General features: G+C 71.1%; 20 protein-coding genes. 11 read left to right on the forward strand and 9 right to left on the reverse strand.

Annotated elements, in window-relative coordinates:
* Positions 1–109: 109 nt before the first annotated feature.
* Positions 110–1,255 carry a succinyldiaminopimelate transaminase gene (gene dapC, locus ACFY9V_RS16275; RefSeq protein ID WP_391161653.1) on the reverse strand — a complete coding sequence of 382 codons (1,146 nt, stop codon included), beginning with the start codon at positions 1,253–1,255 and terminating at the stop codon, positions 110–112.
* 84 nt (positions 1,256–1,339) lie between these two features.
* Positions 1,340–1,666: a ferredoxin gene (gene fdxA, locus ACFY9V_RS16280; RefSeq protein ID WP_355348214.1), complete on the reverse strand. Its 327-nt coding sequence runs from the start codon at positions 1,664–1,666 to the stop codon at positions 1,340–1,342.
* Positions 1,667–2,038: 372 nt separating this feature from the next.
* Here fdxA and ACFY9V_RS16285 point away from each other — a divergent pair, with 372 nt between their 5' ends.
* Both ACFY9V_RS16285 and ACFY9V_RS16290 read left to right on the forward strand, forming a co-directional pair.
* The gene (locus ACFY9V_RS16285) at positions 2,039–2,803 is read left to right on the forward strand and encodes a GNAT family N-acetyltransferase (protein WP_391161654.1); all 765 of its coding nucleotides are present in this window, start codon (positions 2,039–2,041) and stop codon (positions 2,801–2,803) included.
* Complete coding sequence (locus ACFY9V_RS16290) at positions 2,800–3,624, forward strand: tetratricopeptide repeat protein (protein WP_391049299.1); 825 nt, start codon at positions 2,800–2,802, stop codon at positions 3,622–3,624. The genes ACFY9V_RS16285 and ACFY9V_RS16290 overlap by 4 nt, the downstream gene beginning before the upstream one ends.
* A 10-nt stretch (positions 3,625–3,634) precedes the next feature.
* On the opposite strand, the gene ACFY9V_RS16295 is transcribed toward ACFY9V_RS16290, so the two are convergent.
* Both ACFY9V_RS16295 and ACFY9V_RS16300 read right to left on the reverse strand, forming a co-directional pair.
* Positions 3,635–4,249 carry a response regulator transcription factor gene (locus ACFY9V_RS16295; protein WP_355348223.1) on the reverse strand — a complete coding sequence of 205 codons (615 nt, stop codon included), beginning with the start codon at positions 4,247–4,249 and terminating at the stop codon, positions 3,635–3,637.
* Positions 4,250–4,783: 534 nt separating this feature from the next.
* A complete protein-coding gene (locus ACFY9V_RS16300) occupies positions 4,784–5,230 on the reverse strand; it encodes a hypothetical protein (RefSeq protein ID WP_391161656.1) in 447 nt (148 codons plus the stop codon).
* Between the two features lie 251 nt (positions 5,231–5,481).
* Between ACFY9V_RS16300 and ACFY9V_RS16305 the strand changes: the two genes are divergently transcribed.
* From ACFY9V_RS16305 to ACFY9V_RS16315, 3 genes are all read left to right on the forward strand, one after another.
* Positions 5,482–6,435, forward strand: a complete 954-nt coding sequence (locus ACFY9V_RS16305) for an ABC transporter ATP-binding protein (protein WP_355348350.1) — start codon at positions 5,482–5,484, stop codon at positions 6,433–6,435.
* A complete protein-coding gene (locus ACFY9V_RS16310; RefSeq protein WP_355348229.1) occupies positions 6,432–7,172 on the forward strand; it encodes an ABC transporter permease in 741 nt (246 codons plus the stop codon). Before ACFY9V_RS16305 ends, ACFY9V_RS16310 begins: the two co-directional genes overlap by 4 nt.
* 134 nt (positions 7,173–7,306) lie before the next feature.
* Complete coding sequence (locus ACFY9V_RS16315) at positions 7,307–8,458, forward strand: histidine kinase (RefSeq protein WP_391161742.1); 1,152 nt, start codon at positions 7,307–7,309, stop codon at positions 8,456–8,458.
* A gap of 17 nt (positions 8,459–8,475) precedes the next feature.
* Here ACFY9V_RS16315 and ACFY9V_RS16320 read toward each other — a convergent pair whose 3' ends face one another.
* From ACFY9V_RS16320 to ACFY9V_RS16335, 4 genes are all read right to left on the reverse strand, one after another.
* On the reverse strand, positions 8,476–10,803 hold the full coding sequence (locus tag ACFY9V_RS16320; protein WP_391161657.1) for a hypothetical protein: 2,328 nt from the start codon (positions 10,801–10,803) through the stop codon (positions 8,476–8,478).
* Between the two features lie 153 nt (positions 10,804–10,956).
* Positions 10,957–11,316, reverse strand: coding sequence for a DUF6113 family protein (locus ACFY9V_RS16325; RefSeq protein ID WP_317453004.1), 360 nt, complete (start codon positions 11,314–11,316; stop codon positions 10,957–10,959).
* Entirely contained in the window at positions 11,313–12,200 is an 888-nt protein-coding gene (mshB, locus tag ACFY9V_RS16330) for an N-acetyl-1-D-myo-inositol-2-amino-2-deoxy-alpha-D-glucopyranoside deacetylase (protein ID WP_391161658.1), read from the reverse strand. Before mshB ends, ACFY9V_RS16325 begins: the two co-directional genes overlap by 4 nt.
* Positions 12,201–12,267: 67 nt before the next feature.
* The gene (locus ACFY9V_RS16335) at positions 12,268–12,462 is read right to left on the reverse strand and encodes a hypothetical protein (RefSeq protein WP_355348242.1); all 195 of its coding nucleotides are present in this window, start codon (positions 12,460–12,462) and stop codon (positions 12,268–12,270) included.
* A 249-nt stretch (positions 12,463–12,711) separates the two neighbouring features.
* Here ACFY9V_RS16335 and ACFY9V_RS16340 point away from each other — a divergent pair, with 249 nt between their 5' ends.
* A complete protein-coding gene (locus ACFY9V_RS16340; protein WP_391161659.1) occupies positions 12,712–14,862 on the forward strand; it encodes a prolyl oligopeptidase family serine peptidase in 2,151 nt (716 codons plus the stop codon).
* A 19-nt stretch (positions 14,863–14,881) separates the two neighbouring features.
* Here the strand turns inward: ACFY9V_RS16340 and ACFY9V_RS16345 are convergent, their stop codons facing one another.
* On the reverse strand, positions 14,882–16,228 hold the full coding sequence (locus tag ACFY9V_RS16345) for a hypothetical protein (RefSeq protein ID WP_391161660.1): 1,347 nt from the start codon (positions 16,226–16,228) through the stop codon (positions 14,882–14,884).
* A gap of 443 nt (positions 16,229–16,671) precedes the next feature.
* Between ACFY9V_RS16345 and ACFY9V_RS16350 the strand changes: the two genes are divergently transcribed.
* The 5 genes from ACFY9V_RS16350 (at position 16,672) to ACFY9V_RS16370 (ending at position 22,917) form a co-directional block, all read left to right on the forward strand.
* Positions 16,672–17,706 carry an ABC transporter permease gene (locus ACFY9V_RS16350; RefSeq protein ID WP_355348251.1) on the forward strand — a complete coding sequence of 345 codons (1,035 nt, stop codon included), beginning with the start codon at positions 16,672–16,674 and terminating at the stop codon, positions 17,704–17,706.
* A 104-nt stretch (positions 17,707–17,810) separates the two neighbouring features.
* Positions 17,811–19,607, forward strand: coding sequence for an ABC transporter substrate-binding protein (locus ACFY9V_RS16355; protein WP_355348254.1), 1,797 nt, complete (start codon positions 17,811–17,813; stop codon positions 19,605–19,607).
* 99 nt (positions 19,608–19,706) lie between these two features.
* Positions 19,707–20,684, forward strand: a complete 978-nt coding sequence (locus tag ACFY9V_RS16360; protein WP_355348256.1) for an ABC transporter permease — start codon at positions 19,707–19,709, stop codon at positions 20,682–20,684.
* A gap of 10 nt (positions 20,685–20,694) precedes the next feature.
* Positions 20,695–21,756, forward strand: a complete 1,062-nt coding sequence (locus ACFY9V_RS16365; protein WP_391049281.1) for an oligopeptide/dipeptide ABC transporter ATP-binding protein — start codon at positions 20,695–20,697, stop codon at positions 21,754–21,756.
* 27 nt (positions 21,757–21,783) lie between these two features.
* Positions 21,784–22,917, forward strand: a complete 1,134-nt coding sequence (locus tag ACFY9V_RS16370) for a dipeptide ABC transporter ATP-binding protein (protein WP_391049279.1) — start codon at positions 21,784–21,786, stop codon at positions 22,915–22,917.
* Positions 22,918–23,000: the final 83 nt, after the last annotated feature.

Raw genomic sequence — 23,000 nt, forward strand, 5'->3', positions numbered from 1 at the left:
GGCAGCGCTCTCAGACCGGCGAGGCGCCCTCAGGCCGGCCTGGTCGGGTCAGCCCGGCGGAAGCGGTTCAGCGGAAGCGGTTCAGCGGGAGCGGTTCAGCGGGAGCGGTTCAGCGCAGCCGCTCGACGGCCGCCGCCACCCGCTCGTCGACCGCCGTGAAGGCGATCCGGACGAACCGCTCGCCCGTCGGCCCGTAGAACTCGCCGGGCGCCACCAGGATGCCGCGCTTGGCCAGGTCGCCGACGGTGTCCCAGCAGTTCTCCGCGCGGGTCGCCCACAGGTACAAGCTGGCCTCGCTGTGCTCGATCCGGAAACCCGCGCCCTCGAAGGCGGTCCGCAGCGCGGCGCGGCGGCGCGCGTACCGCTCCTTCTGCTCCACCGCGTGCTCGCGGTCGTCGAGCGCGGCGACCATCGCGGCCTGTACGGGCGCGGGCACGATCATGCCGACGTGCTTGCGGACCTCCAGCAGACCGGCGACGACGGACGCGTCACCGGCGAGGAAGGCGCCGCGGTAGCCCGCGAAGTTGGACCGCTTGGACAGCGAGTGGACGGCAATCAGCCCCTCGTGGCTGTCCCCGCACACGTCCGGGTGCAGTACGGAGACCGGCTCCGTACCCTCCCAGCCCAGTTCGATGTAGCACTCGTCGGACACCACGAGCACCCCGTGCTCGCGCGCCCACGCCACGATCCGGCGCAGCTCGGCGGCGGACAGCACGCGGCCCGTGGGGTTGGACGGGCTGTTGAGCCAGAGCAGCTTCAGGCCGTCCAGGTCGAGTTCGGTCACCGGGTCGTCGTACGTGACCGGTTCCGCGCGGGCCACCAGCGCGCCGATCTCGTACGTCGGGTAGGCGAGCCGCGGGTACGCGACCCGGTCGCCCGCCTCGATGCCCAGCAGCGTCGGCAGCCAGCCGACCAGTTCCTTGGAGCCGAGCAGCGGCAGGATGTTCGCCGGGGCGGCGCCGCTCACGCCGTGCCAGCGGCTGAGATATCCGGCGGCGGCCTCGCGCAGCGCGCGCGTGCCGTACGTCAGCGGATAGCCGGGGCTGTCGGCGGCGGCGGCGAGCGCGCGCCGGATCACCTCGGGCACCGGGTCCACCGGGGTCCCCACCGACAGGTCGACCACACCGTCCGGGTGCGCGACGGCCGTCGCCTTGTAGGGCTCCAGGCGGTCCCACGGGAAGACCGGGAGGCGGGCGGAGATGCTCACGTGCTCACTCTCGCTTGTCGATCGATGATCCGTGATCGAAATGTCCATGACGGACGTACGCCGCGGCCCCGCACAGCGCCGAGCGTGGCTCGGTGCGCCGTACGGGGCCGGGCGGAGACTGCCCGACCGGGATCAGTGGTCCTGGCTCTGCGGGGGCAGCGCTGCGATGAAGGGGTGGTCGCGCTCGATGAGACCGAGCTTGGACGCGCCGCCGGGCGACCCCAGTTCGTCGAAGAACTCCACGTTCGCCTTGTAGTAGTCCTTCCACTCCTCCGGGGTGTCGTCCTCGTAGAAGATCGCCTCGACGGGGCAGACCGGCTCACAGGCGCCGCAGTCGACGCATTCGTCCGGGTGGATGTACAAGGACCTGGAGCCCTCGTAGATACAGTCGACCGGGCACTCTTCGATGCACGCCTTGTCCTTCAGGTCGACACAAGGCTGCGCGATGACGTAGGTCACGCTGTCGTTCCTCCTCGATAGGGCTCATCTCGCGCGGGAGCGCGGCGTCGTCGATGCCCGCACCTAGTATCTCCGTTCCTGAGCACGATCCGAACAGGAGGGGCACGCATGGCAGGGGATTTCTCTTCCGGAGCGCGGCTCGTGATCCGGATTACCCCGTCTGACGTGGGAAAACGCGTATCGGTACGGCAGGTTCTGGAGATCACCGACGGGCATCCTACGTTCACCGATACGGTCGGTGTTCTCGTATCGTGGGATGCGGGAGTGGTGTGCGTCACGCGGAGGTCCGGGGAAACGGTACGCATCGACGAATCGCTCCTCGTCGCGGGGAAGGTGGTGCCGCCCACCCCGCCGTCACGGAGAATGTCGCGTGTGACGTCCGCGTCCCCCGAGGAGCTTGAGGCGTTCGCCTCGCGCGCCTGGCCCGCCACCGAGACCGAGCCGCTGGGCCGGTGGACACTGCGCTCGGCCGTCGCGGGCGAGCGAGAAGCGGAGCAGGACAAGGGCGGTGGCGGGAGGCGGGAGGGCTTCACCCGCCGCGCCAACTCCGTCCTGGTGGACGGCGATCCCGACCGCCCGCTGGACGCCGCGCTCGACCAGGTCGTCGGCTGGTACGGGGCGCGGGGCACGACACCGTATCTCCAGGTGCCCGACACCTCGCCCTACGCGGCCGAGTTGGAGCGCCGCGGGTGGGTACGGGAGGCGGACACGCTGGTCAGGGTCGCGCCGCTGGCGCCGCTCACCCGGCTGCCGGGCGCGGACGCCGTCACGCTGTCCCGGACGCCCGACGCGGCGTGGCTGGCCGCCTACCACCGCACCGGCTCGCTCGCCGACGCGGCGCTGAAGGTGGTCTCCGGCGGGCCCTCGGTGTGGTTCGCGACCACCCCCGGCGCCATCGGGCGGGCCGTGGTCGACGGGCCGTGGGTGCTGTTCGGCGCGGTCGAGGTGGCGCCCTCGTACCGCCGCAGGGGCCTGGCGACCGCCGTCATGGGCGCGCTCGCCCGGCGCGCCGCCGACGAGGGCGCGAGGAGCGCGTACCTCCAGGTGGAGGCCGACAACGAGGCGGCCCGCGCGCTCTACGACGGGCTCGGCTTCACCGACCACCACGGCTACCACTACCGGCGCCCGTCGGTATGAGCGCGGACGTACGGGAACGGTTCGCGGCGGCGGCGCGCGAGGAGCGCCCCGACCTGGCCGAGCTGTGCCTGCTGATCGGCGCGGAGGCCGACCCGGCGCTGGACGGCGTCGCGATCGACGCGGCCCAGATCGAGCTGGACCGGCTCGCCGGGATGCTCCCGTACGGCCTGACGACGCCGCTGGAGTGGGCGAACGCCCTGCACCGGCTGCTCGGGGCCCGGCTGGGCTTCCACGGCGAGCCCGGCGACTACCAGAAGCTCTCGTCGTCGCTGCTCCAGCAGGTGCTGCGGCGGCGGCGCGGGCTGCCGATCCTGCTGTCGGTGGTCTGGACGGAGGTCGCCCGCCGGGCCGGCGCGCCGGTGTACGGGGTCGCGCTGCCCGGCCACTACGTCGTCGGCTTCGGCGATCCGGCGGGCGCGTACGTCCTGGTCGACCCCTTCGAGGGCGGCCGGGTGCTGTCGGGGCCCGACGCGGAACTCCTGGTCGCGGGCGCGACCGGCGCCCCGCTGGCTCCCGGCATGCTCACGCCCGCCGATCCGCTGGACACCGTGCACCGCGTCCTGAACAACATCCGCGCCTGGGCGTCCGCCCGCCTCGAACAGGCCGCCGTCGAGCTGTGGACGATCGACCTCGCCCTGCTCCTCCCCCGCCACCCGGCCCGCCTGCGCTACGAGCGCGCCCAACTCCTCGTCCGCCTCGGCGACTTCACCGGCGGCGCCGCGGCCCTTGACGAGTACGCCGAACTGATCGGCGGTTTCGACCCGGAGACCGCGGAGAAGATCCGCCGCAAGGCCCGCGCGGCGCGGGCGCTGCTGAACTGAGCCCCGCCGTTTAGAGCCAGCCCTTTTCGCGGGCGATACGGACCGCCTCCGCGCGGTTGCGCGCGCCCGTCTTCTGGATCGCGGTCGACAGGTAGTTGCGGACCGTGCCCTCCGACAGCAGCAGGCCGCGCGCGATGTCGGCGTTGACCGAACCGTCGGCGGCGGCCCGCAGCACCTCGCGCTCGCGGGCCGTCAGCGGATCGGCGCCGTCGGCGAGCGCCGCGGCGGCCAGCGTGGGGTCGATGACGCGCTCGCCGCGCAGCACCCGCCGTACGGCGTCGGCCAGTTGGGCCGCCGGAGCGTCCTTGACCAGGAACGCCTCCGCGCCCGATTCCATCGCTCTGCGCAGATAGCCGGGGCGGCCGAAGGTCGTGACGATCACGATTTTGACCTCCGGCAGCTCTTCGCGGAGGCGCGCCGCCGCCTCGATGCCGGTCAGGCCCGGCATCTCGATGTCCAGCAGCGCCACGTCCGGGCGGTGCGTCCTGGCCGCCGCCAGCACCTCGTCGCCGCGGGCCACCTGGGCGACGACCTCAAGGTCCTCTTCGAGGCCGAGGAGCGTCGCCAGTGCTTCTCGCACCATCGACTGATCCTCCGCGAGCAGCACCCGGACGCTTCTCCTCATCCCCCCACCCTAGGGCTCCGCCCTCCCCCCACAACGGTTCCCCGCCCGGTCGCCCGCCCCCCCTTCCAGGGCTCGCCCCCCCCCAGACCGCTCCCTCACCAGGCCGGTGGGCCGATTCTTTCAGGGGGCGCGCCCCCGGGCGGTCCTTCCGCCAGGACGGCTGGCCGATCTTTTCAGGGGCGCGGGGAACTGCGCGGCCCGCCCCCACCGGGCTGTCAGCCCGAAAACAAGAGCATCTGCCCCGCTGGGGCCGGTTCTTCAGCCGCGCCACCGCGCGGGCTGAGCGCGCAGTTCCCCGCGCCCCTTCGGGGCACGACCCGCCGTGCGAACACCGCGCCACCGTCGTGGCGGGCCGCGCAGTTCCCCGCGCCCCTAAAGACACGTGGCTGGCCCCCGGCAGAAGAACCGCCCCAGGGCGCGCCCCCTGAAAAGATCGGTCTACCGCCCAGGTTGAGAGGCCGCCCAGGGCCGCGCCCCGAAAGATCGGCCCGCCGCCACGCAGAAGAACCGCCCGGGGGCGGGGTCGCGGCGGGGTTAGCCGAGGGCTTCGGTGAAGCTGGTGGCGCCCATGGCAGAGGTGACGGTGGCACGGTATTTGGGGCAGGAGCCCAAAGCGGCAGCGTCAAGATCGGCGGCGGTGCGCGGCTTCTGATCGGGGTGCTGCTCGATCCAGTTGGCGAGGTCGATGGCGAAGAACGCCTTGGCGCCCGCGGGGGCGCCGGAGTCCTTGATGCGGGGCCCCTCCTTGGCGAGGAAGGCGCAGAAGGTCGGCCCGTCGACCGGATTGGCACCGCCGGAGCCAGCGGAGGCGGAGGCTGAGGCTGAGGCTGAGGCGGACGGAGAGGCGGCAGAAGCACTGCCGGTGGCCTTGCCCGACCCCGTGGCGGACGGCCTGGAACCCCCCGAGCCCCCGCCGCAGGCGGCCAGCAGGAGCACTCCGGCCACCGCGACCCCGGCCGCCGGCACCGTACGTCTGATCACACGTCTCGTAGCGGAACGCGTCACGTCGACTCCCCCCAGGAAGGCGCCACGGCGGCGCCCGGTGGCCGGACCGTACCGAGCGCGGAGGCCCGGCGTCCCACCCCCGGCACGGATGGTTACAGCGTGAGGACCCGGCGGTGACAGCCGGACCCGGACGCGGACCGCCGTATGACATCTGTCATGGGGAAGACACGACTCGCGGCACTGCACGGGCGAGGGGCGGGCGGGCGAAGCTTGGTGGCATGAGCGCGATGGGGATGACGACCGCGAACGGGCCGGGGGCCGCCGTCAAGGGCGAGCCCGTGGTCGCCTTCAGCGATGTGAACAAGAGCTTCGGGCCGGTGCGGGCCGTCGCGGAGCTGAGCCTGACGCTGCACCCGGGCGAGACGGTGGCCCTGCTGGGCCCGAACGGCGCGGGGAAGTCGACCGCGCTCGACCTGATGCTGGGGCTGCGGAACGCGGACAGCGGGAGCGTGCGGCTGTTCGGCACGACCCCGGCGCAGGCCATCGCGGCGGGCCGGGTGGGCGCGATGCTCCAGAGCGGCGGCCTGATGGAGGACGTGACCGTACGGGAGCTGGTGAGCCTGGCGTGCGACCTGCACCCGAAGGCGTACCCGGTGGACGAGGTGCTGGCCGGCGCCGACATCGCCGACATCGCCGACCGCAAGGTCAACAAGCTCTCCGGCGGTCAGGAGCAGCGCGTACGGTTCGCGCTCGCGACGGCCGGGGCGAACGACCTGATCGTGCTGGACGAGCCGACGGTCGGCATGGACGTCAGCGCGCGGCAGGCGTTCTGGGCCACGATGCGCGGCCAGGTGGAGCAGGGCAGGACCGTGCTGTTCGCCACCCACTACCTGGAGGAGGCGGACGCCATCGCGGACCGCGTCCTGGTGCTGCACCGGGGGCGGCTGATCGCCGACGGGACGGCCGCGGAGATCAAGGCGCGGGCGGGCGCCCGCAGGATCACCTTCGACCTGGACGGCACGCCGGACGAGCGGGCGCTCGGCGCGCTGCCGCACATCGTCGGCCTCGACATCACCGGCCCGACCGTCCGCATCCGCTCCGACGACGCGGACGCCACGACGCACGCCGTGTACGCGCTCGGCCTGTACCCGCGCAATCTGGAGGTCTCGGGCCTCGGCCTGGAGCAGGCCTTCCTCGCCATCACCGACGCAGCGTCCGCCGAGGAGGCGGAGAACCGATGAAGACCCTGGTCAGACTGGAGATCGTCCGCACCCTGCGGAACCGCAAGTTCATGTTCTTCTCGGTGCTCTACCCGGGCCTGCTCTTCCTGATCATCACGGCGGGCGCCGACAGGACGAAGAAGATCGACGGCCTGAATCTCACGCTGGTCGCGTACTACATGGTCGCGATGGCGGCGTTCGGCGCGATGACGGCGGTGCTGATGGGCAACGCCGAGCGGATCGCGCGGGAGCGCGAGAAGGGCTGGGTGCGGCAGTTGCGGCTGACCGCGCTGCCCGGCCGCGGCTACGTCACCGCGAAGATCGCCTCCGCCGCGACCGTCAGCCTGCCGTCGATCCTGATCGTGCTGATCCTCGGCGCGACCGTGAAGAACGTCCGGCTGGACGCCTGGCAGTGGATCGCGATCCTGGGCGCGACCTGGGCGGGCAGCATGGTCTTCGCGGCGCTCGGCGTCGCCATCGGATACGTGGCCACGGCCGACGTCGCCCGGCCGGTCTCGATGCTCGCCTACTTCGTCCTGGCGATGCTCGGCGGTCTGTGGGTGCCGATCACCACCTTCCCGCACTGGCTCCGGACGACGGCCGACTACCTGCCGGGACGGCCGTACGCGGCGCTCGGCCAGTCCATCGAGTTCGGCAACGCGCCGCACGCCCGTGACATCGCCGTCCTCGCCTTCTACCTGCTGCTCTTCGCGGGTACGGCCGCCTGGCTGTACCGCAAGGACACGCAGAAGGCGTGACGCGGATGGCGAAGGAGGAGCAGGCGCGGCGGGCACAGGCACGGGCGCGGGACCGGGCGGAGGAGCAGGCGCGGGCGCGGGACCGGCCCTGGCCGCCGTGGCGGCAGGCGGTGGAGGACGCGGACACCACCGCCATGGGCCGCGCCCCCGAGACCCGCGGCCAGGCGTTGGTCAAGCTGATGTGGATCGGCATCTGGCTGCTCTACCTCGGCTCCCCCGTCAGCGACCTGGCCGACGGCCACCACGGCGCCCTGGTCACCGTCGTCGCCGGCTGCGGCCTGCTCGTCTTCGTGGTCTCCTACCTCGCCGTCGTCTTCCTGCGCACCAACACCGCGTACATGCAGGAGCGTTGGGTGTACGGGGTGCTCGCCGCCCAGCTCGCGCTCGCCTTCACGCTGTCCGCGACGCTCGGCAAGGACTGGCTGGTGATGTTCGTCTACGTGGCCGTCGCCTGCGGGGCGTCGCTGCCGGGCACGCAGTCCCGGTGGGCGATTCCCGCGGTCACGGCGGCACTCGCCGGGGTCGGCGCCTGGGTCGACAGCAGCGGCGACCTCTACCCGGCACTGGTCATCCCGGCCCTGCTCGGCGGCTTCGCGATGGTGGGCGTGCGGCAACTCGTCCGGACCATGCGGGAGTTGCGCGAGGCGCGGGAGACGGTGGCGCATCTGGCCGCCACCGAGGAGCGGTTGCGGCTCGCCCGTGACCTGCACGACCTGCTCGGGCACTCGCTGTCCCTGATCACGCTCAAGAGCGAACTGGCCGGGCGGATGCTGCCGGACCGGCCGCAGGACGCGGCGCGGCAGGTCGCCGACATCGAGAAGGTCAGCAGGCAGGCGCTGGTCGACGTACGGGAGGCGGTCAGCGGCTACCGCCGCCCGACGCTGGCCACCGAACTGGCCTCCGCGCGCTCCGCGTTGGCCTCCGCCGGGATCGCCGCGCGCGTCCACCAGCCGGACCGGCTGCCCGGTCTCGCGCCGGACGGCGAGGGCGCCCTGGCCTGGGCGCTGCGCGAGGCGGTGACCAATGTCGTCCGTCACAGCGGCGCCCTCACCTGCGTGATCGCCGTGAGCACCAGCGCGGACGGCGCCGCCGCCACCCTCACCGTCTCCGACGACGGCCGCGGCCCCGCTCCCCACCACACCCCGGGCAACGGCCTCAACGGCCTGACCGAGCGCCTCATCCTGGCCGGCGGCACCCTGCGCACCGCGCCCTCGGGCGACGGCGGCTTCCGCCTGACGGCGACGGTGCCGGTCGGCGCCGACGAGACGAGTCCGACCGGCGTCTGAGAACCCCTGGGGCCGTCTCAGCCCGCCACGTTCGGCAGGGTCACATCGCGCTTGGCGCCCGTCGCGTCCAGCGCGGGCAGCAGGGCGTCCGCGACGTCCTGCGGGGTGACGGCCCTGGTGGAGCCGTCCTTCGCCTTGAGCTTGACGGTGTCGAACGTGCCGCCGTAGAGCCCCTTGAGGACCGCGAGGTCGATGTGCGGCTGAAGCTTGCCGTCCGCGTCCGGCACCATCGTCAGGAACTTCGGGATCGACTTCATCGGCCCGAACTTGATGGACTTCAGGCCCGCCCGGACGACGACGAAGTCGGACATGGCCCGCTTGCCGAACCCGTTGACGGCGGCGTCCAGTTCGGCCTGGGTGACCTTCGGCGGGGTGGTCGTGACCGGCAGCGCGATGGCCGGGTTGGAGCCGGTCTCGGCGCGCGTACGGTACGCGGCGGCGACCTTGGCCGCGGCGGCGTTCACGTCGAAGGACTGGCCGGACGTGCCCGCCACCGGGACGGCCTTGCCGTCGGCGAAGCGGACCATGCCGTCGGAGCCCGAACCGCTCTGGCCCGCCAGTGACTTGAGCGCGACCCGCAGTTTGTCCTCGTCGACGACTATGACCGGGTCGGCGACGCGGCTGCCGCCGAAGAGCGAGCCGACGACGGAGACCGGGTTGTAGTCGGAGTGCGCGACCCCCCGGACCGTCGCGTCGGTGTCGACCGACAGGCCCGCCACCGACGGCTTGAGGCTCAACTTGCGGTCGCCGATGGTCAGTTCGAGCGGCGCGGTCTTGCGGTCACCGAGCGCGGTGTCCAGCATCTTGACCGCGTCGCCCTTGTTCTGGTTGCCGATGTCGACGCCCACCACGGTGGTGCCCTTCGGCACGTCGCCGTGGGTCATCAGCAGTCCGGCGCCGTACGCGAGCACCGCGACGGTGCACACCCCGACGCCCAGCAGGGCCACCTTGGAGCGGCCCTTCTTCTTCGCGGGCGGACGCGGCGCGGCGGGCGCGGGCTGCGCCGCGCGCGGCTCGGCGACGACGGGGGCGGGCACGGGACCGGCGCCGGGGCCGCCCGGCACGGGCGCGGCGGGACCCGGCGCACGCGGCGTGCGCGCTCCCGGACCTCCGGGCTGCACGGCCGGAATACCGCTGACCAACGTGTCGTCCGACAGCCGTCCGCCCGGGCCGTCCGGCACGACGGGCGGCCGGAAGCCGCCGCTGGTGTCCTCGGGACCGAGCCCGTCGCCGGGAGGCGTCGGGGCGCGGAAGCCGCCGCTGGTGTCCTCGGGGCCGGGTCCGTCGCCGGGCGTCGGCGGGCGGAAGGCGGAGGGGGCGGACCGGCCGCGCTGGTCGGCGGCGGGCGGCACCTGCATGTGGCCGGTCACCGGGCCGGTGGTCGGCCCCGCGGGCGGCTGGTACTCCGGGAAGGGGCTGTTGGGCCCGTCGGCGGGCGGCGCGTAGGGGGCCGCGGCGGCCTGGGCGCCGTACGGGGTGCTCAGCGGATCGGGACCCTGCCCCTGGCTCTGGCTCTGGCTCTGTCCCTGGCCCTGACCCTGGCTCTGGCCCTGGTCCTCGGGACGGCCGTACGGGTCGGGTCCGGGGAAGGTGCCCGCGGGCCGCGGCACTCCGGGCGGGAACGCGTCGATGCCGTACGGCGGCTCCGGCTGCGGCTCCGTACCGAATTCCGGGCCGAACTCCCCGGCGAAGAGCGACGGGACACCGGCGGCCGGGGTGTCGTGCGGGCCGCGCGCGGAAGGGTCGCCGCCCTGCGGGGTGCCGACCGGCGGCGGGAGGTACGGCGTGGACGCCGTACCGGGCGCGGCGGCCGACGACGGGTACGGGCTCGAACCGGTACGGGAGTCGGAGCCCGCACCGGCACCGGCAGCAGGACCGGCGCCCGTGCCGGAACCCGCGCCGGGGGCGGGAGCGGAGCCAGGACCCGGCTGCCCGGCCTGGGACTTGCGCGGCGCGAACCAGTCGCTGGTCTTCTCCGGCTGCGGCTCCGGCTCGCCCGACGCCTCGGCGGCGGCCGGTTCCGCGGCGGGCGCGGGCTCGGGAGCGGGCGGCTCGGGCGCCGGGTTGTTCTCGTCGACCGGCTTGCGGACCACGACCGGCGGGATCGGGCGCGAACCGGGGATGTTGATCCGGATGCGCGTCGTCAGCGTCGTCTCGGTCTTCGGCTCGTCGGCCGGCGGCGGTTCGGGCGCGGCGGCCGGCTCGGGCGTACCGCCCGGTCGCGGACGCTCCTGCGGGTGCAGCGAAGGAAACGGGCGCGAGCCGTACGGCGGAGTGCCCGAGGGGTACGCGGCACCGCCGCGGCCCTGCGGCCCGGACGACGAACTGTCAGTTTCACGACTCAAAGCAGGCTCTCCCGGTTAGCTTCGCCACCCGTCACGGTTCTCCGCGGGCGGCTCGCCGGCGCGCACCACCATACCGACCGGCGTGTAACGACGACTCTGGTCCGGCGGAACGCTCGGTCTCAGCCAACCACGAGCCCGCCCCCGCCCGCCAAGTCAGGCGGTATTCGGCCCGGATGGGGGCAGTTGGGGCAGGGTGGCGCAGATCACGCCCGCCATGGCCCCGCCGAGCAGGTACACATACGGTCCGAGTCCGGCCGCGAACAGGAAGTCACCTTCGGGGCGGGTGGTGCTCAGCAGCATCACGCACACCAGCCAGACCCCGGCGGGCACGACCGCGCCGAGCCGGGTGCGGGTGAGCGTCACGCCGCCGTAGAAGACCGCCACGCAGCCCGCGAGGCCCAGCAGCAGCCCGCCGGGGAACCAGCCCGCCTGGACGAGCGCCCCGGCGGCCGCGACCAGCGCTCCGAGCACACCGAGGACGACGTACGCGACCACGCGCAGCGGCTGGCTCACCGCGCACCGCCGTCGGAGTCGGGACCGCCCTCGGCGGGGAAGAGGTCGTCGCCGCGGCCCTCGGTCAGGGCCTCGCCGCGCACCTGCCGGTAGTGCTCGGTGGCGAAGAACGGCTGGCCGAGGTCGTTGGAGAGCGCGAAGAAGGGGCCGTCCACGGCGATCTGGCTGGCGTGCGCGCGCATCGCGGCCGTCTTCTGCCCGGTGTGGTCGGCGCCGTCGACGGTGACGGTGACGAGGTCGTCGTCGACGACACCCGGCACGTCGTCCACGGAGGCGATCCCGCCGAAGGGGAAGTCCTTGCCCGCCGCCGCCAGCCGCGCGAAGCCCGCCTCGACGATCGAGCGCGGGGTGCAGATCTCGTAGACCCGCGCGATCCGGTGGCCCCGCTCGGCGGCCAGTTCGTAGCCGCGCAGCGCGACCCGGTGCGCCTGGATGTGGTCGGGGTGGCCGTAGCCGCCGTTGCTGTCGTACGTGACCAGCACCTGCGGGCGGGTGTCGAGGATCACCTCGGCCAGGTGTCCCGCCGCCTCGTCCAGGTCGGCCTGCCAGAAGCAGTCCTCGCGGTCGTTCTGGGAGACGCCCATCATCCCGGAGTCGCGGTAGCGGCCCGCGCCGCCGAGGAAGCGGTGGTCGGTGACGCCCAGCTCGGCCATCGCGGCCGCGAGTTCACCGATGCGGTACTCGCCGAGGGTGTCGTCGCGGTCGGCGGCCAGGTGCGCCAGCTCGGGCGGGATCACCTCGCCCTCTTCACCGAGGGTGCAGGTGACCAGGGTGACAAGGGCGCCCTCTGCCGCGTACTTGGCCATGGTCGCGCCGTTGTTGATCGTCTCGTCGTCCGGGTGGGCGTGGACGAGCAGCAGACGCCGCGCGGGAAGATCGGTCATGAGGGAAGCCTACGGCTCCCCGGCGTACCGCTCTTCCCCGCAGCTCACCGAGCCCGGCACGGGCCGCTCAGAACTTGATGTCCGAGATCATCCCCGCAACGTTGTTGGTGAGGTCTGTGATCTGTGGCGCCCAGGTTGAACTCGCCAGGTAGAAACCGAGCAACGTACAGGCGATCGCGTGCCCGGCTTTGAGCCCGGAACGGCGGATCAACAGGACGACGACGATCAGCAGCAGCAGCACCGCCGAAATCGAGAGTGCCACAGCGGCTCACCTCCCAGTACGCAGGGTCATGTCAGTTGCCACATGCTTATTACCCACCCACGGCTACTGATCATAACTTTCCGTGCCACCGCATATGTCGGGGCACGGAAGCACATGGGGGCGCATGACCAGATCCAGCCACCGGGCGCGGTCCTCGCGGTGGTGCTCCGGCGCAGGTGGGGAGGTACGGCGGCGGCCGGTCCCCGGGAAGAACGGCGAGTGTCGGACGTACGGCCTAGTGTCACGGATATGACGCAGCTCTCATTCCCCCGACAGCACGCCCGTACGCAGCGGTTCACCCTCGGCGCCCCGCGCTCCTTCACCGTGTCGCCCGACGGCGGCCGGGTGGTGTTCCTCAGATCCCGCGCCGGGGACGACCCGTCACATCTGCTGTGGGTCCGTGACCTGCGGGAAGAAGGGGCGGGCGAGGGCGCGGGCACGGAGTACGCGGCGGCCGACCCCGCGGCGCTGCTCGGCGGCGGCCAGGAGGAGCTGTCGGCGGCCGAGCGGGCGCGCAGGGAGCGCAGCCGGGAGGGCTCCGCGGGCGTCGTGGGCTACGCGGTGGACGACACGGTGTCGCTGGCCGCCTTCGCGCTCTCCGGGCGGCTGTTCACCGCCGGGCTGCTGCCGGGGGCCGCGGGGGCACGGGAGTTGACGGTGCCGGGTCCCGTGGTCGATCCGCGGCCCTCGCCGGACGGCCGGTGGGTGGCGTACGCCTCGGGCGGCGCGCTGCGGGTCGTGGCGGCCTCGGGCGCGGACGACAGGGCGCTGGCGGAGCCGGACGGCGAGTCGGTGTTCTGGGGGCTGGCGGAGTTCATCGCCGCCGAGGAGATGTCGCGCAGCCGCGGCTTCTGGTGGGCGCCGGACAGCTCCGCGGTGCTCGCCGCGCGGGTGGACGAGTCACCGGTCGGCCGCTGGTGGATCTCCGACCCGGCGCACCCCGAGCGCCCGCCGGCCGAGGTGGCCTACCCGGCCGCCGGTACGGACAACGCGGTGGTGACGCTCGCGCTGCTCGGCCTGGACGGCTCCCGGGTGGACGTGGAGTGGGACCGGGAGCGCTACCCGTACCTGGCGGCCGTCCACTGGTCGGCGGCCGGTCCGCCGGTCCTGCTGGTGCAGGCCCGCGACCAGCGCGAACAGCTCTACCTGAACGTGGACATCGCGACCGGTACGACGCGGACGCTGCGCACGGAGGAAGATCGAATTTGGCTGGATCTCTTCCCCGGCGTCCCCGCCACCACGTCCGACGGCACCTTGGTGCGGATCGCCGACGAGGGCGACGTACGGGTGCTGATGGTCGGCGACCGGGCGCTGACCGGTCCCGAGTCGCATGTGCGGGCGGTGCTGGACGTCGGCGACGAGGACGTGCTGATCGCCGCGTCGGCGGGCGCCGCCGCCGCCAAGCCGGAGATCGGCGAGCTGCATGTGCTGCGGGTGAGCGAGCGGGGCGTGGAGCGCGTCTCGACCGAGCCCGGCGTGCACACCGCGACGCGCTCGGGGCGGGTGACGGTGCTGCACTCGGCGACGCCGGACCGTCCGGGGCGCACGGCGCGGGTGCTGCGCGACGGCGAGCAGATCGCGGAGATCGCCTCGTACGCGCAGACGCCGTCGCTGACCGCCAGGGCGCGGCTGACCGAGGCGGGCGAGGACCGCATCCCGGCCGCCGTCCTGCTGCCGAGCGGATACACCGAGGGCGACGGGCCGTTGCCGGTGCTGCTCGACCCGTACGGCGGCCCGCACGGCCAACGGGTGCAGGCGGCGCACAACGCGCATGTGGTCTCGCAGTGGTTCGCCGACCAGGGCTTCGCGGTGATCGTCGCGGACGGCCGCGGCACCCCGGGGCGCTCCCCCGGCTGGGAGAAGGCCATGGCGGACAAGCTGATCGAGGTGTCGCTGACCGACCAGATCGCCGCGCTGCACGCGCTGGCGGGGACGTATCCGCTGGATCTGGGCCGGGTGGCCATTCGCGGCTGGTCGTTCGGCGGCACGCTGGCCGCCGCGGCGGTGCTGCGCCGTCCGGACGTCTTCCACGCGGGCGTCTCGGGCGCGCCGTTGACCGACCAGTGGCTCTACGACACGCACTACACCGAGCGTTACCTGGGGCAGCCCGGCGAGCGGCCGGGCGTGTACGAGGCGAATTCGGTGGTCACGCGGGACGGCATCACCGAACTCGCCGAGCCCGCCAGGCCGTTGATGATCATCCACGGCCTGGCCGACGACAACGTGATGGTGGCCAACAGCCTGCGGCTGTCCACCGCCCTGCTCGCCGCGGGCCGCCCGCACGAGGTGCTGCCGCTGTCCGGCATCACGCACATGACGCCGCAGGAGCAGGTCGCGGAGAATCTGCTGCTGCTCCAAGTGGACTTCCTGAAGCGGTCCCTGGGCCTGGACAGGAACTGAGGTCCAGCCGCGCGGATGATCAGCGTCCGTCGCCGCCCGGCTCCCGCGGGAAGCCGGGCGGGGGCGGCGGGTAGCCCGGCGGGGACTGCGGCGGAAACTGCGGCGGCGGGCCGAATCCCCCGCCCGCGGGCGGCTGTTGAGGCGGCTGGGAATAAGGGGACGCGTGGGGCGGCTGACCCCAGCCGCCGGGAGCGGGCGCCGAACCCGGTGCCGAACCCGGTGCCGAGCCCGGCGTTGACCCCGGCGCGGATGCGGGCACGGACCCCGGCGCCGCGCCGTACCCCAGCGGCGGCGGACCCCAAGCGGGCACCGGCCGCGGGCCGTCCGTACTCCTGCCGGGCACCGCCAGCAGCAGGAGCACCACCAGCCCCACCGCCAACTCGACCACCAGGAAGACCTGCTGACTCTTCTGATACAGCGGCAGGTGGTCGAACTCGAACAGCTCGTGGTAGCTGTGCCAGTTGTCCAGCGCGACGACGCAGAAGACGACCGCCGCGAAGCCGAAGGCGACGCCGAGCGCCCTGGAAGCCGCCGACTTCGCGAAGGCGACCCAGGCGACGAGCAGCGCGAACACGACCCGCAGCCAGCCCGCGTAGGCGACCGGCATGCCGAGCAGCGTGGTCAGCGTGCCCTCTCCGGTCAGCAGGTGCCGGTAGAAGTGCGGCGGAAAGTCGTTGGCCGTCGTGTACTTGTGCGTCTCGAAGATCTGCCAGCCGGCCCCCTCGATCGCGAGCAGCACCAGCAGCACCCCCGCGGCCACCGCCGCTCCGCGCCGCGGCCCCACCGGCGCGGCGCCGGGCCCGCTCGACGGCGCGGTGTCCGACGGCGCACCGCTCAGCGGCACATCCCCGACCGGCGCGCCGCCCCGCACCGGGCGCCTGCCCGCGAGGCCGATGACCACGAGCGCGATCCCGCCGAGCGTGAAGGCGACCGCGGTGGCCAGCGCCCGGGTGTGCATCTGCGCCCCGGCGGTCCAGTCCGACTGGAAGATCCACAGACCGGGCAACCGATATCCGAACGCGAAGACCCCGGCGGTCACGAAGGCCCAACCGGCGGCGGGCCGCGCGGACCACACCAGGGCGCCGAGCAGGACCACGAGCAGTACGCCGTCCAGCGCCGCGGTGGCCAGCAAAGCGTGCTGGTAGACGGCGTGGTCGAGGCCGAGCCAGGCCCAGAGCGTGTCGTGGAATCCGACGTGCTTGATGTCGCGGACCGTCCAGGCGATCTCCACCGCGAGGAGAACCGCGCAGATCAGCGCCCCCGCGATCCGCGCTCCCGGCGCGAGTGTCCGCGGTCCGACCGGACCTGGCGGCGTGAAGCCGGACCCCTGCCCGTACGGCGACTGCTGCTGCATACCCTGCTGCATGGCCTTCTCCCCCATGGCCCAGTGTTCCCTCAGATATACCCGTGCCACTTGGGGTAGGAACAGTCGGTTCGCGAACCAGGAGGAGACTGCGGGGAGTTGACGAGCGGCCGGCCGGGGTCGCTCGCGACGCCCGGCCGGCCTACGGCACCCGCACGGCCGTACGTTGTTCAGACTGCTACGTCCGTATATCGGAGTTGCGACGGCTAAGTTGCACGCATGTTAACGCGCTTCGCCTGGATATATCCGAAATGCCCGATGTTTTGGATCACTGTCAAGCACGTACGGAGGACGATCTGCAAAATCTTCGCTCAAGATGCCAAACAACAAGCTTTCTTCCCTCCTTCCCCCCTTGACTGAAGGTTGATTCCATTGCGAAAGTCCGCTCAACCCGCGACGCACAACCCCGTCGCGTCGACCAGACTCCTGCTGCGGGGGCAATCGCGATGACGAGTTCCACATCGACCACGGTCACCGAGCCGATCGGTGACCCCGGCGACCCCGGGAAGGAGGGGGCAGCGGCCACGAAGGTGGACCCCGAGTTGGTCGGGCGGTCACCGGGCCAGCTCATGTGGCGGCGGTTCAGGCGCGACCGAACCGGTGTCATATCGGCCTATGTGGTCCTGTTCTTCTTCGCGATAGCGATCTTCGCTCCCTTGATCGCCAAGCTGTACGGCAAGAACCCGTACACTCTCTACGGGCAGAACAGTCCGGACCTGCTCAACGAGTTCGGCTACCCGGTCGCGCCCAACGGCGGTATCAGCAGCCACTTCTGGTTCGGCATCGAACCCACGCTGGGCCGCGACGTCTTCACCCAGCTCCTCTACGGCATCCGCACCTCGCTGGCGATCAGCATCGCGGTGACGATCATCGTCACCATCACCGCGATCATCCTCGGTGTGGTCGCCGGATACATGGGCGGCAAGACGGACTACTTCATCGGCCGGATCAGCGACCTGCTGATGGCGTTCCCCGCCCAGCTCTTCTTCGTCGCTTTCATGCCCGTGGTCACCGCGCTTCTGGTGTCGCCGTCCGACGCGACCCCCACCTACATCCGCGTGATCGCGCTGATCGTGGTGCAGTGGTTCCTCGGCTGGATGGGTCTGGCCCGCTTGCTGCGCGGCCAGGTGCTCACGCTTCGGGAGCGTGAGTTCATCGAGGCCGCCCGGGTCACCGGCGCCTCGCCCTGGCGCATCGTCCGCCGGGAACTGCTGCCCAACCTGGTCACCCCGATCCTGGTGCAGAGCACGCTCATGCTGCCCGGGTTCGTGACCGCCGAGGCGGGCCTGTCCTTCCTCGGTGTCGGCCTCGTGGAGCCGACCCCCGACTGGGGACGGATGTTCGCCAGAGCCGGTGAGATCTACCAGAACGACCTCACCTACATGTTCTTCCCGGGTATCGCCATGGTGATCTTCATCGTCGCGTTCAACCTGCTCGGGGACTCGGTCCGGGACGCGTTCGATCCGAAGACCGCACGCTGAGGAAGCACAGCAACAGGGGGTGGCTGCCGCCCCTCTCACCAGGAGAGCCAGGCAGCTAACAGGTAACAACGAACAGGGGTGCATTCACCGCTATGAACCTTTCCATGCGTAGAACCCGGGCTGCGTTGGTGGCGGTCGCCGCCGGTGCGCTGGTTCTCACCGCTTGCAGCAGCGGCGGCGGGGGCGGCAAGGGCGAGAACAACGACGCCAAGCAGAAGCAGGACAAGAGCAAGACCCAGCTTCAGTCGCAGATCACCTTCGGTGACGCCGCGGCCTCCACCGGACCGGCGGAGCCCATCGCGGGCGCCGAGCAGGGCGGCACACTGCACGCCCTGGAGCGCGACAGCTACACGCACCTCGACCCGGGCCAGATCTACGTCAGCAACGAGGGCCAGCTCGCCACCCTGATCCACCGTGGTCTGACCACGTACAAGCTGGACAGCAAGGGCAACTACACCGTCGTCGGCGACCTCGCCACGGACAGCGGTGTGGAGTCCGACGGCGGCAAGACCTGGACCTTCAAGCTGAAGGACGGGATCAAGTTCCAGGACGGCACGCCGATCACGGCCACGGACATCCGCTGGACCGTTGAGCGGCTGTTCGCCCCGTTCGTCACCAACGGCCCGCAGTACCTGCAGCAGTGGCTGGCCAACACCAGCGGCTCGGACTTCCGCAAGCTGCTCCCGGAGGGCCCGTACAAGGGCAAGCACCTGCCGGACAGCCTGCTGTCGACGCCGGACGACAAGACCATCGTCTTCCACTTCCCGAACCCGGAGCCCGACGCTCCGTACCTGTTCGCGATGCCGGGCTACTCGGTGGTGGACCACGCGAAGGACACCAAGGAGAAGTACGACAAGGCGCCCGTCGCGTCCGGTCCGTACATGATCAAGACCTTCGACACCGGCAAGTCCATGACCCTGGTGAAGAACCCCGCCTGGGACCCGAAGACGGACGCGGCGCGTCACCAGTACGTCGACACGTACGACATCACGTTCAACCACCAGGCCGAGGACTCCACCAAGCGCCTGATGTCGGACTCCGGTGACAACCAGACCTCGCTGAGCTTCGCGAACGCGGTCGACCCGGACGACACCCCGACCGTGGTGGGCACCCCGTCGATCTACAAGCGCACGGTGGCCGGTTACCAGCCGTTCGTGGGTGAGATCAACTTCAACATGAACAAGATCAAGGACGTCAACATCCGCAAGGCGTTGGCGCTCGCGATCCCGACCAAGCCCGTGTGGCAGGCGCTCGGTGCCTCCTACGGCGCCGAGTACGCGGGCGGCTTCATCAGCCCGACCCTCGCCGGTTACCAGAAGGCCGACCCGCTGGGCAAGGTCGCCAAGCCCGACGGTGACCCGGTGGCGGCCAAGAAGCTGCTCACGGACGCCGGCAAGGTCGGCATGAAGATCACCTACGCGTACATCAACACCACCGCCGGCCAGCAGTACTCCCTGGCGATCGCCAACACGCTGACCCAGGCGGGCTTCAACGTCCAGCGCAAGGAACTGCCGTCGGACACGTACTACGACCTGATCGGCAAGGTCGACAACCCGTACGACATCTACGCCTCCGCGTGGGGTGCCGACTGGCCGTCGACCCTGACGGTGATCCCCCCGGTCTTCGACGGCCGGACGATCGCCGACCAGGCGCCGAACTACTCGCACGTGAACGACCCGCACATCAACTCCGAGATCGACCGCATCAAGAAGATCACGGACCCGAAGGAAGCGGCTGACGCCTGGTTCCAGCTCAACACCTACATCACCACCAAGGTGATCCCCGGTGTTCCGACTGTGTACTACAAGCAGCTCCAGATCTTCGGTTCGAAGGTGGGCGGCGTTGTCTACAACAACGTCACCTCGGGCATCGACCTGACGAAGCTGTACGTCAAGAAGTAAGCACCCTCGCGGCCTTCGGTGGGGCCGGGCAGCCGCCCGGCCCCACCTGGGGTGCGATCACCCGCCCACCGCCGCCGTCCTCTGAGAGCTGCGACCGCCATGCTTCGATTCCTCGTCCGCCGGACGCTCGGCGCTCTGGTCATTCTTTTGTTCATCAGCGCCTTCACGTTCTTCCTCTTCTTCGCCATTCCGCACGACCCCGCGCTCCTTTCCTGCGGCAAGAACTGCACGCCGCAGAACATCGCGCTGATCCACCACAACCTGGGTCTCGACCACCCGGTGCCGGTCCAGTACTGGAACTACATGGTGCGGATATTCACCGGCCACAGGTTCAGTGCCGGCAACTGCCCCGCGCCCTGCCTCGGTTACTCGTTCGCCACGAGTGAGCCGGTCTGGCCGACCCTGATGAACCGCCTGCCCACGACCATCTCGCTCGCCGCGGGCGGCACCGTGGTCTTCCTGCTCGTCGGTCTCGGCTCCGGCATGCTGGCCGCCTGGAAGCGCGGCACGTTCATCGACAAGATCTTCAGCTCCGCGTCGCTGGTTCTCAGCTCGATGCAGATCTACTTCCTCGGCCCGATCGTGCTGGCCCTGCTGGTCTACAACAACCAGATCCTGGATCAGCCCAAGTACGTGCCGTTCACGCAGAATCCGCTCTCCTGGTTCAACGGACTGCTCATCCCATGGTGTGTGCTGTCGGTGATCTTCACCGCCAACTACACGCGTATGTCGCGCTCGACGATGATCGAGCAGCTACAGGAAGAACATGTACGGACCGCGCGTGCCAAGGGCATGTCGTCGGCGTACGTCTTCTTCCGGTACGCCTGGCGTGGCTCGCTGATCCCCATCGTCACGATCCTCGGTATCGACCTCGGCTCGCTGTTCGGCGGCGCGATGATCACCGAGTACACCTTCCAGCTCGCCGGGCTCGGCCGACTGGCGATCGACTCCGTGATGAAGACGGACCTGCCCATGCTCATGGGCGTGATGCTCTTCAGCGCCACCTTGATCGTCCTGTTCAACATCATCGTGGACGCCGCCTACGCGTTCATCGACCCGCGCGTGCGACTGTCCTAGGAGAACGTCAGTGACCACCATGACCAAGCCCGAGGAGGGCACGCACAAGGGCGGGTCGGACTCGTTCTTGTCCGTACGCGACCTGTACGTCCACTTCTCCACCGAGGACGGCACCGTCAAGGCCGTCGACGGTCTCTCCTTCGACCTGGAGCGCGGCCAGACGCTCGGCATCGTCGGTGAGTCCGGCTCCGGCAAGTCGGTGACGAACCTGTCGATCCTCGGGCTGCACAATCCGGCGACCACCGAGATCGCCGGGGAGATCATCCTGGACGGCCAGGAGCTGACCGGTGCGAGCAACCGCACGCTGGAGCGGCTGCGCGGCAACAAGATGGCGATGATCTTCCAGGACCCGCTGACCGCCCTGTCGCCGTACTACACGGTCGGCCGGCAGATCGCGGAGCCGTACCGGAAGCACCTGGGCGCCAGCAAGCGCGAGGGCCGGGACCGGGCGATCGAGATGCTGGAGAAGGTCGGCATCCCGCAGCCCAAGCAGCGCGTGGACGACTACCCGCACCAGTTCTCCGGCGGTATGCGGCAGCGCGCGATGATCGCGATGTCGCTGGTGTGCAACCCCGATCTGCTGATCGCCGACGAGCCGACCACCGCGCTCGACGTGACCGTGCAGGCCCAGATCCTGGACCTGCTCAAGGACCTCCAGCAGGAGTTCGGGTCCGCGATCATCCTGATCACCCACGACCTCGGTGTGGTCTCCAAGGTCGCCGACGACCTGCTCGTGATGTACGCCGGGCGCGCCGTGGAGCGCGGTTCGGTGCGGGAGATCGTCAAGGAGCCGCAGCACCCGTACACCTGGGGTCTGCTCAGCTCGATGCCGCGCCTCAGCGGCAATGTCGACGACCCGCTGACGCCGATTCCGGGCGCTCCGCCGAGCCTGCTCAGGCCGCCGACCGGCTGCCCGTTCCACCCGCGCTGCGAGTTCCCCGCGCTGGTCGGCGGCGACACCTGCGTCACGTCGCGGCCCGACCTGCCGGCTGGTCGCGGTTCCGCGTGCCATCTGACCGCGGAACAGCGGCAGTCCGTATTCATCGAGAAGATTCAGCCCCGGCTGGGCTGACCGGTCACCAGGGGCAGGCATACCACCATGAGCAACGACACCAGCGCTACCGTGACCGAAACGGTCCCGGAACAGCGCGACAAAAGGCCCGTCGGCGAGAAGCTGCTGGAGGTCAAGGACCTCACCAAGCACTTCCCGATCTACGGCGGCTTTCCGTTCAGGCGCCAAGTGGGCGCCGTCAGGGCCGTGGACGGGGTGGACCTGGAGGTCCACGCCGGCGAGAGCTTCGGCCTGGTGGGCGAGTCGGGCTGCGGCAAGTCGACGACCGGCCGGCTGATCACCCGGCTGCTGGAGCCGACCGGGGGCAGCGTGCTGTACCGGGGCCAGGAGATCGCGCACTCCTCGCGCAAGGAACTGGCGCCGATCAGGTCCGAGATCCAGATGATCTTCCAGGACCCCTACTCGTCGCTGAACCCGCGCCAGACGGTCGGCACCATCATCGGCGGCCCGATGGAGATCAACGGGATCAACCCGCCCGGCGGGCGCGAGAAGCACGTGCGCGAGCTGCTGGAGACCGTCGGTCTCAACCCGGAGCACTACAACCGCTTCCCGCACGAGTTCTCCGGCGGTCAGCGGCAGCGCATCGGCGTGGCACGGGCGCTGGCCCTCAAGCCGAAGCTGATCGTGGCGGACGAGCCGGTGTCGGCGCTCGACGTGTCGATCCAGGCCCAGGTCGTCAACCTCCTGCAGAAGGTGCAGGAGGAGATGGGCATCGCGTTCCTGTTCATCGCGCACGACCTGGCGATCGTGCGGCACTTCTCGCAGCGCGTCGCGGTGATGTACCTGGGCAAGGTCGTGGAGGTCGGCGACCGCGACTCGATCTACCTGCGCCCGCGCCACCCGTACACCCACGCGCTGCTGTCCGCGGTGCCCGAGGTGGACGTGGACCACGCGGACGACCGCGAGCGGATCCGGCTGGCCGGTGACGTGCCGTCGCCGATCAACCCGCCGTCCGGCTGCCGCTTCCGCACCCGGTGCTGGAAGGCGCAGGACAAGTGCGCGACGGACGAACCGCCGCTGGTCCAGATCGACGGGAACACGGACGGGCACCTGACGGCCTGTCACTTCCCCGAAGAGCCGACGATCGCGGCGCGGGACGAGGACATCGTCCTCGACCCCGCGCTGGCCGCGATCGAGGAGGCGGCTGACAAGACCCTTTGACCCGGGCTCAGTTCAGCCTCCGCTCGGAAACGGTCCGTACCCGGACACCCCAGCACCACCCGGGTACGGACCGTCTCGCGTTG

It is taken from the genome of Streptomyces sp. NPDC008317 (assembly GCF_042955955.1).
GTDB lineage: Bacteria > Actinomycetota > Actinomycetes > Streptomycetales > Streptomycetaceae > Actinacidiphila.

Excerpts from the sequence above, each read along its gene's own strand:
- ACFY9V_RS16295 (WP_355348223.1), bottom strand. The coding sequence starts at position 4,249 with ATGAGGAGAAGCGTCCGGGTGCTGCTCGCGGAGGATCAGTCGATGGTG.
- ACFY9V_RS16350 (WP_355348251.1), top strand. The coding sequence starts at position 16,672 with ATGACGAGTTCCACATCGACCACGGTCACCGAGCCGATCGGTGACCCC.
- ACFY9V_RS16355 (WP_355348254.1), top strand. The coding sequence starts at position 17,811 with ATGCGTAGAACCCGGGCTGCGTTGGTGGCGGTCGCCGCCGGTGCGCTG.
- ACFY9V_RS16360 (WP_355348256.1), top strand. The coding sequence starts at position 19,707 with ATGCTTCGATTCCTCGTCCGCCGGACGCTCGGCGCTCTGGTCATTCTT.
- ACFY9V_RS16305 (WP_355348350.1), top strand. The coding sequence starts at position 5,482 with ATGGGGATGACGACCGCGAACGGGCCGGGGGCCGCCGTCAAGGGCGAG.
- ACFY9V_RS16290 (WP_391049299.1), top strand. The coding sequence starts at position 2,800 with ATGAGCGCGGACGTACGGGAACGGTTCGCGGCGGCGGCGCGCGAGGAG.
- ACFY9V_RS16370 (WP_391049279.1), top strand. The coding sequence starts at position 21,784 with ATGAGCAACGACACCAGCGCTACCGTGACCGAAACGGTCCCGGAACAG.
- ACFY9V_RS16315 (WP_391161742.1), top strand. The coding sequence starts at position 7,307 with ATGGGCCGCGCCCCCGAGACCCGCGGCCAGGCGTTGGTCAAGCTGATG.
- ACFY9V_RS16345 (WP_391161660.1), bottom strand. The coding sequence starts at position 16,228 with ATGCAGCAGGGTATGCAGCAGCAGTCGCCGTACGGGCAGGGGTCCGGC.
- ACFY9V_RS16340 (WP_391161659.1), top strand. The coding sequence starts at position 12,712 with ATGACGCAGCTCTCATTCCCCCGACAGCACGCCCGTACGCAGCGGTTC.
- ACFY9V_RS16310 (WP_355348229.1), top strand. The coding sequence starts at position 6,432 with ATGAAGACCCTGGTCAGACTGGAGATCGTCCGCACCCTGCGGAACCGC.
- dapC (WP_391161653.1), bottom strand. The coding sequence starts at position 1,255 with ATGGACATTTCGATCACGGATCATCGATCGACAAGCGAGAGTGAGCAC.
- mshB (WP_391161658.1), bottom strand. The coding sequence starts at position 12,200 with ATGACCGATCTTCCCGCGCGGCGTCTGCTGCTCGTCCACGCCCACCCG.